The organism is Pantoea sp. CTOTU49201 (assembly GCF_032054795.1).
Taxonomy (GTDB): Bacteria; Pseudomonadota; Gammaproteobacteria; order Enterobacterales; family Enterobacteriaceae; genus Pantoea; species Pantoea symbiotica.
The window spans coordinates 1-7,840 of record NZ_DAMBSA010000072.1; the positions used below are offsets into that span (position 1 = coordinate 1).

Annotated in this window: 8 protein-coding genes; 3 read left to right on the forward strand and 5 right to left on the reverse strand. The window is 58.2% G+C overall.

The window, feature by feature from the left end:
• On the reverse strand, positions 1-1,215 hold a 1,215-nt coding region (locus RTY00_RS07540; protein WP_312663990.1), incomplete at its 3' end, for an aldehyde dehydrogenase family protein.
• 318 nt (positions 1,216-1,533) lie between these two features.
• On the opposite strand from RTY00_RS07540, the gene RTY00_RS07545 reads away from it, so the two are divergent.
• Entirely contained in the window at positions 1,534-2,097 is a 564-nt protein-coding gene (locus RTY00_RS07545; protein ID WP_312663991.1) for a class I SAM-dependent methyltransferase, read from the forward strand.
• Here RTY00_RS07545 and RTY00_RS07550 read toward each other — a convergent pair.
• Positions 2,085-2,810: a glutamine amidotransferase gene (locus tag RTY00_RS07550; protein WP_312664000.1), complete on the reverse strand. Its 726-nt coding sequence runs from the start codon at positions 2,808-2,810 to the stop codon at positions 2,085-2,087. The genes RTY00_RS07545 and RTY00_RS07550 overlap by 13 nt on opposite strands.
• Before the next feature lie 190 nt (positions 2,811-3,000).
• On the opposite strand from RTY00_RS07550, the gene RTY00_RS07555 reads away from it, so the two are divergent.
• Entirely contained in the window at positions 3,001-3,885 is an 885-nt protein-coding gene (locus RTY00_RS07555; RefSeq protein ID WP_312663992.1) for an EamA family transporter, read from the forward strand.
• A gap of 46 nt (positions 3,886-3,931) precedes the next feature.
• Complete coding sequence (locus tag RTY00_RS07560; protein ID WP_312663993.1) at positions 3,932-5,293, forward strand: CoA transferase; 1,362 nt, start codon at positions 3,932-3,934, stop codon at positions 5,291-5,293.
• Between the two features lie 3 nt (positions 5,294-5,296).
• Here the strand turns inward: RTY00_RS07560 and RTY00_RS07565 are convergent, their stop codons facing one another.
• The 3 genes from RTY00_RS07565 to ghrA are packed head-to-tail and all read right to left on the reverse strand — an operon-like array spanning position 5,297 to position 7,585.
• Complete coding sequence (locus tag RTY00_RS07565; protein WP_008102748.1) at positions 5,297-5,857, reverse strand: molecular chaperone; 561 nt, start codon at positions 5,855-5,857, stop codon at positions 5,297-5,299.
• Between the two features lie 27 nt (positions 5,858-5,884).
• Positions 5,885-6,622 (reverse strand): phosphatase, encoded by a 738-nt coding sequence (locus RTY00_RS07570; RefSeq protein WP_277966005.1) that lies wholly within the window; start codon positions 6,620-6,622, stop codon positions 5,885-5,887.
• Between the two features lie 24 nt (positions 6,623-6,646).
• A complete protein-coding gene (gene ghrA, locus RTY00_RS07575; protein WP_312663994.1) occupies positions 6,647-7,585 on the reverse strand; it encodes a glyoxylate/hydroxypyruvate reductase GhrA in 939 nt (312 codons plus the stop codon).
• Positions 7,586-7,840 lie beyond the last annotated feature (255 nt).

The window sequence follows — 7,840 nt, forward strand, 5'->3', positions numbered from 1 at the left end:
GCCAAAGATCTCTTCCTGGAACACGCGCATGCTGTTATCGCCTTTCAACAGCGTCGGCTGGATGTAGTAGCCGCTGGCAAACTCTTCGCCCACTTTCTCTACGCCGCCGCCGTGCAGCACCTGCGCGCCCTCTTGCTGCGCAATCTCCAGATAAGAGAGGATTTTATCAAACTGCTGCTGCGACGCCTGCGCGCCAATCATGGTTTCGGTATCAAGCGGATCGCCACGTTTGATGGTTTTGATACGCTTCATCACCGCCGCCATAAACGGCTCAAAGATCGATTCCTGCACCAGCGCACGTGATGGACAAGTACAAACTTCACCCTGATTGAGGAAGCCCAGCACCACACCTTCGGCCGCTTTCTCAATGAAACTCTCTTCGGCATCCATGATGTCTTCGAAGAAGATATTCGGCGATTTACCGCCCAGCTCAACGGTGGACGGAATCAGACTTTTCGCCGCCAGCTCCAGAATATGGCCGCCGGTTGCGGTGGAACCGGTAAAGGCGATTTTGGCGATGCCCGGATGCGACGCCAGCGCTTCGCCCGCCTCTTTGCCGTAGCCGTGCACCACGTTAATCACGCCTGGCGGCAGCAGATCTTTAATCACTTCCATAAACAGCGTGATCGACAGCGGCGTTTGCTCAGCCGGTTTCAGCACCACGCAGTTGCCTGCGCCAAGTGCCGGTGCCAGTTTCCATGCCGCCATCAGCAGCGGGAAATTCCACGGAATGATTTGCCCGACCACGCCCAGCGGTTCGTGGAAGTGATAGGCAGCGGTGAACTCATCGATTTCAGCAGCGGTGCCTTCCTGCGCACGCACGCAGCCAGCGAAATAACGGAAGTGATCGACCGCCAGCGGCAGATCCGCTGCCAGCGTCTCACGCACCGGCTTACCGTTATCCCAGGTTTCGTTGACCGCGATATATTCCAGATTCTCTTCCAGCCGATCGGCAATTTTCAGCAGCACCAGCGAGCGCGCCTGCGGTGAGGTTTTGCCCCACGCATCGGCAGCGGCCTGTGCGGCAGCCACGGCGTTATCAATATCGGCACGATCCGAGCGTGGGAACTCGCCAATGGTGGAAGCATTAATCGGTGAGGTGTTGACGAAGTAGTTACCGTTCACCGGCGCAACAAATTCGCCGTTGATAAAGTTGCCATAACGCGATTGCAGAGTAATGAGAGAACCTTGTTCTCCCGGAGCAGCGTAACGCATGGTGTTTCTCCTTGCGGACAGAGTGGCGATTAACAACTATGAAACCTGTTATTAACATTGAGCGATCAACGCCAGCCTGTCAGATCGCAGAAGGGGAAACTGTGACCGCATCGAAGGAAATCCGGCACAGCCCATCGCTTTACGATTTTTCACATTGCCCTAAGTTTCAGCCAGGTCTTGTATGCCTAAACTGCAGCCTGTGTATCATCCCCAGTTCCGTTACGGAAAATTCCGAGTTTTCCCACTTATGCCGCAAAAAGCGGAACATGGGCGAAATATGTGGTCAATATGAAGCAGGATACTAACCAGGAGAAACAGATGTTGGCTTCAGCCCTGACGTTAATGCGCGCCAAAGCGAACTTTGTTCAGCAATTCATCCGTAACCCGCGCAAAATGGGCAGCATCACGCCCTCTTCCGCCGCGCTGTGCCGCACCATGTGCGATGCGGTGAATTGGGATAACAGCCTGCGTATCGCCGAACTCGGCGCCGGTGATGGCGTACTCACACGCCACGTGCTGTCGCGTATGTCACCGCAAGCTCAGTTGGATGTGTTCGAAATTAGCCCGGAACTGGTGAAAAGCCTGCGGGGATTGCCCGATGCACGCATGCAGGTGAGCGCCTGCTCGGCGGAATATCTTGCGGGGGAATATGATGTGATTTTCTCTGGCTTGCCGCTGCTGTCATTGCCGCCCGCCACACGCGACAATATTCTCAGCGCGGTGCATGATGCGCTGGGTCCACGTGGCGTATTCGTGCAGTTTCAATACACCTCGTTCACCCAGCCAAATTTGTCACGCTACTTCACCTGGGAACGCCAACGGGTGCTGAAAAACATGCCACCCGCGTGGGTTTATCGCTGCACGCGTAACTACGCGCCCTGAGCCTGCGCGCGCGGCTGCGGCCGCGTTTGCAGCCAGAAGCGGCGCAGCAGTTCGCGCGACCAATCTTCCCCCACCAGTTGCGTACCATCGTCACTCACGCCCGCGGGTAAACAGGCGCTCATAATGTCGCGGGTAAATTCCGGATGGAACTGCACCGACAGCGCCTGCGGCGAGTAACGCAAAATCTGACAGCCATCCTGTGCCGAACTTGCCAGCACCTGCGCATGCGGCGGCGGCGTTAACACCGATTGTCGATGTGACAACCACGCCTGAAATTCGCCCGGTAACGCAGCCAGCCACGGATCGTTGTGCGCCTGCGCGCTGCGCGTTAGCGGTTTCAGTCCACGCTCCCAGCCATGCGGGTTATCGCCCACTTTGCCACCCAGCGCATACGCCATCAATTGATGTCCGTAACAGACGCCAAGCAGCGGCAGATCCGCCTCCAGCGCGCCCCGAATCCAGGCGGCGGTGCGTTCGCTCCAGTCAGCGTGATCGGTAACCATCGCCCACGAACCGCTGAGGATCGCGCCACTGACGCGGTCAAAGGCCGGTAAATCATCACCCAGATGCGGGCGCACAATCACATAGTCATCAGGCTGCAATTGCAGCGCGTCGATAAACCAGCGGGGTTGTTCACCAATTTGTGCCACAACCTGCGGCGGCGGAACTTCGAGTTGAATCAGAGCAAGAGGTAAAGCGCGGGTGTGTGTCATGCCGAATACGGTCCTCATTATGGTCGCCTTTCGGACGTCCACTTTGACAGTAAATCAGCGACATGTCTTATTTTTTTCCTGCATAAGCTAATGCTTATGGGAAAAAAATTTTGTCAGACATGTCCGAAGTCGACGGCTTCATGCCATCATTAGCCGGTGATAATCCTTGTTGATGCTTAAGGAAGACCTTGTGGCAGTGCGGCATTTTTTAATGGTTCTGATGGTGGTTTCCATCTGGGCTTTCAACAACGTGGCGGTGAAGTGGGGATTACTGGAACTTCCGCCGCTGTTTCTCACCTGGATGCGCTTTGTGGTGGTGGCGATTGTGCTGGTGCCGTTTTGCCGCATCACGCGCGCACAATTGCCGTGGCTGTTGACGCTGGCATTCACCTTCGGCTTTATGCATTTCTCGCTGCTGTTTGTCGGCATGCGCTACACCGATGCCGGCACCGGCGCCATCGTGGTTCAGCTCGGTACGCCGATTGCCATGCTGCTGGCGATGGTGATTCTGAAAGAGAAATTGCGCCTGGTGCAACTGCTCGGTATCGCCATTTCGCTGAGCGGCGTGGCGGTGCTGTCAGGCAGCCCGACCATTCCGGCCTGGTGGGTGCTGTGTATTCTGCTGTGCAGCGCGTTTGGCTGGGCGATCAGTAATATGATTGTAAAAAAATCGCCGCCGATTAAACCGCTGACGCTGACCGGCTGGATCTCCTTCCTTGCGGTACCGATTGTCGGTGCCGCTTCGTGGCTGACCGAATCCAACCAGTTTTACGCATTGAGCCACGCGGGCTGGCGCGGCTGGTTTGGCATTCTGTATAGCGCGCTCGCCTCGTCGATTGTTGCCTATACGTTGTGGTACGCACTGCTGAAGAAGTACAACGTCAACCTGATCATGCCCTATTCGCTGCTGACGCCGGTACTGGCGGTGTTGATGGGCGTTTTTGTCTTGGGTGACAGCATGAACAGCTTTAAGATTCTTGGCGCCTCGTTAGTGGTGTTGGGTACCGCCATTGCGGTGATCAACCTGCGTAACCTGCGGATGCACGCGCGCTTTCCGCGCTTACGCCGCCGTTAATCCGCTCTGCTATGCTTGAGTCTCGCGCGTTATCCGGAGACTCAACATGGATTCTCAACGTGCTGCCGCACTGTGGCAGCAAATGTGGCAGGGATTGCGAGGCGCGGACCCGCTTCCCTCGCCTACTTTTCTCCAGCCCGACACCTTTTCCTCTGCCTTCGCCGTCAGCGAACTGGCGGCCACCAGCATTGGTCTTGCCAGCCAGGCACTGAGCGATCTGCTCGGCCAGGCCGCGCCGGTCAGCATCAATGTCCGTCTCGCTTCGCGCTGGTTTCAGCACAGCCTGATCCCGTTGAATCGACCGCCTGCCGCGCTGTGGGATGAATTTGCCGGTGATTACGCCAGCGCCGATGGCTGGATCCGCCTGCACACCAACGCGGCTCATCATCGTGCGGCGATGGAGCGCGTGCTCGGCCAGCATGCCAATCGTGCCGCACTGGCCGATGCAGTGGCACGCTGGCCCGCCGCTACGCTGGAACAGGCGGTGATTGATGCTGGCGGCTGCGCCGCGCAGATGCGTAGCGAAGCGCAATGGCTGCAACATCCGCAAGGCAAGGCCGTGCAGCAGGAAGCGCTGATTGCCCAACAGGCCACCGACGCTGCACCCGCGCCTGCCTGGTCGTTATCGCCCGCGCGGCCGCTGCTCGGCGTACGCGTATTGGATCTCACGCGCATCATCGCCGGTCCGGTGGCGACGCGTTTTCTCGCCAGCCTCGGCGCGCAGGTGCTGCGTATCGATCCGCCCGACTGGCACGAACCAACGCTGGAAGAGGAGATCACCTGTGGCAAACGCTGTGCGCGGCTTGATATCAAATCCCGGGCCGGGCGTGAACAGCTGCGCCAGCTGTTGCAGCACAGCGATGTGCTGGTACACGGTTATCGCGCTGATGCGCTGGAAAAACTCGGGCTGGATGCTGAGACGCGCCGCAAACTCGCGCCGGGCTTAGTGGATGTCAGCCTCAATGCGTGGGGCTGGAGCGGGCCGTGGCGCAACCGGCGCGGCTTCGACAGTCTGGTACAGATGGGCTGCGGCATCGCCGAACAAGGCATGCGCTGGAGCGGCAATAACCAGCCAACGCCGCTGCCGGTGCAGGCGCTCGATCACGCCACCGGTTATCTGATGGCTGCGGCGGTGCTGGAAGGTTTACGTCAGCGGTTGATCAATGGCGTTGGCTGGCAGGCGCGTTTATCGCTGGCCCGCACCGCGCGGCTGTTACAGCAGTTCGGCGCCGCGCCGGAGAATGTGCAAAACGGTATCCACGCGCAGCACGATGACGCGTTGAGCGCGATAGAAATTAATCAGTGGGGAATTGCCGAGAGATTGCGTGCCGCAGCGTATTTGCCCGGCACGCCAATGATCTGCGCTACGCCGGGCGTGAAGCTCGGCAGCAGCGCAGCCAGCTGGTAACGGTTAGGCCTCGTCGCCCTGCTCTTCGTTCAGCTCGTCGTACATCGCCTGAATCGCCTCACGGCTTAGCGCCGCCAGCGTGCGATAAAACGCCGTGGTAGCATGCGCTTCCACTTTGCCGAGGAACGCGCCGCACCACGGCAGCAGATACTCATCAAACAGCGCCAGCTGCGCGGCGGATTCATCTTCCGCCGACTGATCTTCCAGCCACGATGCCGCCAGCAGCAGCACGCCAAAGTGATCGGCGGGTGCTTCACTCAGCGGCATGCCGCGCGCGCTGAGAAATGCACGCACGTCCGCTTCAGCAACACCGTTCGGCCACTGTGATGCGTACGGCGGCACGCTGCAGTCGCTGCCAACAAACAGCGCGTTGTAGTCGGCGGCCAGCGCCTGCGGATCGCTATTCTGCTGCAAGCGCGTCAACAGCTCATCCTGCTCCAGCGGCCACTGCTGTTGCAGTTTGCCTTCACGCAGCAGAGTGAACAGCGGCACCAGCAGCGGATCCTGCGGCTGGCGATTAAACAGCGAGCCGATGACACGGCAGAGAATGGAAAACTCATTCATGCAACAGAATTCCTTGAGGCAAAAAAGTTAAAAATCAGCAAATTCGGGAATCGTTTTACCGGTGCGCAGTTCGAGGAAATCGAGCAGGCGACGCGGCGTGACATTTAACACGCGATCTTCAGGAAAATCCACTTCGCTGGTGATGCGCAGGCAGTGTTCGAAATTTCCCAGCGTAAACGCAGTATGCGAATCGGAGCCAAATGCCAGTTTACCACCGGCATCGCGCACCGCTTCAGCAATGGCGCGACAGTTCGGTTCGCTGCCGAGGCGCGAATGGGTAAAGGAGGAGTTGTTGATCTCCAGCGCCACATCGTAATGCGCGGCGGCTTCGGCTATTGCGCGGATATCCACCGGGAATTTCGGGTTGCCCGGATGCGAAATGATATGCACCAAACCGCCCGCCATGGCCGCAATCATCGCTTCGGTGTGATGCTTTTTATCACGCGGTGCATATACCGGCTCGTGGAAGCCCGCGACGATCAGATCCAGCGCATCGAGCATCGGGCCGCTGCAATCGATCTCGCCCTGCTGATTTTTGATGTTGGCTTCAATACCGCGCAACACGCCAACGCCATCAATCACCCGCGGCCAAATGCGCATGTTAACGAAGTGCCAATAGTGCGGCGCATCGGCCATATCCGGACCGTGATCGGTAATCGCGAACAGCTTCAGGCCGTTCTTTTTCGCCTGCGCCACATAATCATGCAGCGTGCTGTAAGCATGCGTGCTGGCAACGGTGTGCATATGTAAATCAACGGGATACATCTTCATCTCCTGACCCAATGTGAATTAATAACCGCGCTGGCGATCGACCAAACCACCCGGCTGTTGACCTTGCTCCAGAGCAAGTATGGCATCCGCAATGTAATCCATCGCCTCGGCTGGCAAGGTAATCGCTGCAGTATGTGGCGTGATTGTGACATGCGGATGAGACCACAACGGATGCTGCGGCGGCAGCGGCTCGGTCTGGAACACATCCAGCGCGGCGGCGGCCAATTGACCACTGTTCAGCGCCGCCAGCAGATCGGCTTCCACCACATGCGCACCGCGCGCCAGATTGAGGAAGCAGGCACCGTGCGGCAACGCGCTGAGCAGTTGGCTATCGATGAGGTTGGTGGTTTCCGGCGTGGTGGGCAGCAGATCGATCAGCACCTGCGTGCCCTCAAGGAAGGCATTGAGCTGATCGCGGCCATGGAAGCTTTGTACACCGTCGATCTGCTTCGGCGAACGGCTCCAGCTGCGTAACGGGAAGCCCCACTGACGCAGGCTCTCCAGCACGCTGCGGCCTAACACGCCTGCGCCGAGCACGCCAATGGTGAAGTTTTCGCGATCTAAACTATCAAGCTCCTGCCAATTAGCCTGCTGCTGCAGTTGACGATATTCGGCAAAACGGCGGAACCAGCCCAGCACGCACCAGTTGGCGTATTCCTGCATCTGTCGCGCCATGCCGGTATCTTCGAGGCGGAATAACGGCACGTTGTCAGCCAGCATTTGTGGGTTGTCACGCAGCTGCTTGAGGATCTCGTCCACGCCAGCGCCCATGGCAAACACGCCTTTCAGTTGGCGGCCCGCCAGCATCTCGACCGGCGGCGAACGCACCACCGCGTAATCGGCCGGTGCATTGTCGCCCGTCTGCCAGAAACGCACGCGCGCCTTAGGTAAACGCTGATGCAAACCTTCCAGCCAGCCCTGCGGCGCCAGCGACGGGTGATACCAGATAATCTCCATTTGACTCTCCTTTTTTTTGCTTCAGCCTCAGGCAAATAACCGAACAGGGCAAGCAAAAACCTTAGCCTTGATGCAATTTCTCGCGTGATTAATTCCGGGCGCTTCACATTTCCACCGCTGTGCGAGGCTAAGCGGCGCGATTACGACTAAAGTTGTTCGGGTGGTCAATGCGTTAGCACACCACCTTTTCGGACAAGGAGAAAAACCGATGATAAAAAATGCCGTATTCACGCCCGCGCGTCTGACCTTTTTACT

Coding starts and splice junctions, on each gene's coding strand:
- RTY00_RS07545 (WP_312663991.1), top strand. CDS start 1,534: ATGTTGGCTTCAGCCCTGACGTTAATGCGCGCCAAAGCGAACTTTGTT.
- RTY00_RS07550 (WP_312664000.1), bottom strand. CDS start 2,810: ATGACACACACCCGCGCTTTACCTCTTGCTCTGATTCAACTCGAAGTT.
- RTY00_RS07560 (WP_312663993.1), top strand. CDS start 3,932: ATGGATTCTCAACGTGCTGCCGCACTGTGGCAGCAAATGTGGCAGGGA.
- RTY00_RS07565 (WP_008102748.1), bottom strand. CDS start 5,857: ATGAATGAGTTTTCCATTCTCTGCCGTGTCATCGGCTCGCTGTTTAAT.
- RTY00_RS07570 (WP_277966005.1), bottom strand. CDS start 6,622: ATGTATCCCGTTGATTTACATATGCACACCGTTGCCAGCACGCATGCT.
- ghrA (WP_312663994.1), bottom strand. CDS start 7,585: ATGGAGATTATCTGGTATCACCCGTCGCTGGCGCCGCAGGGCTGGCTG.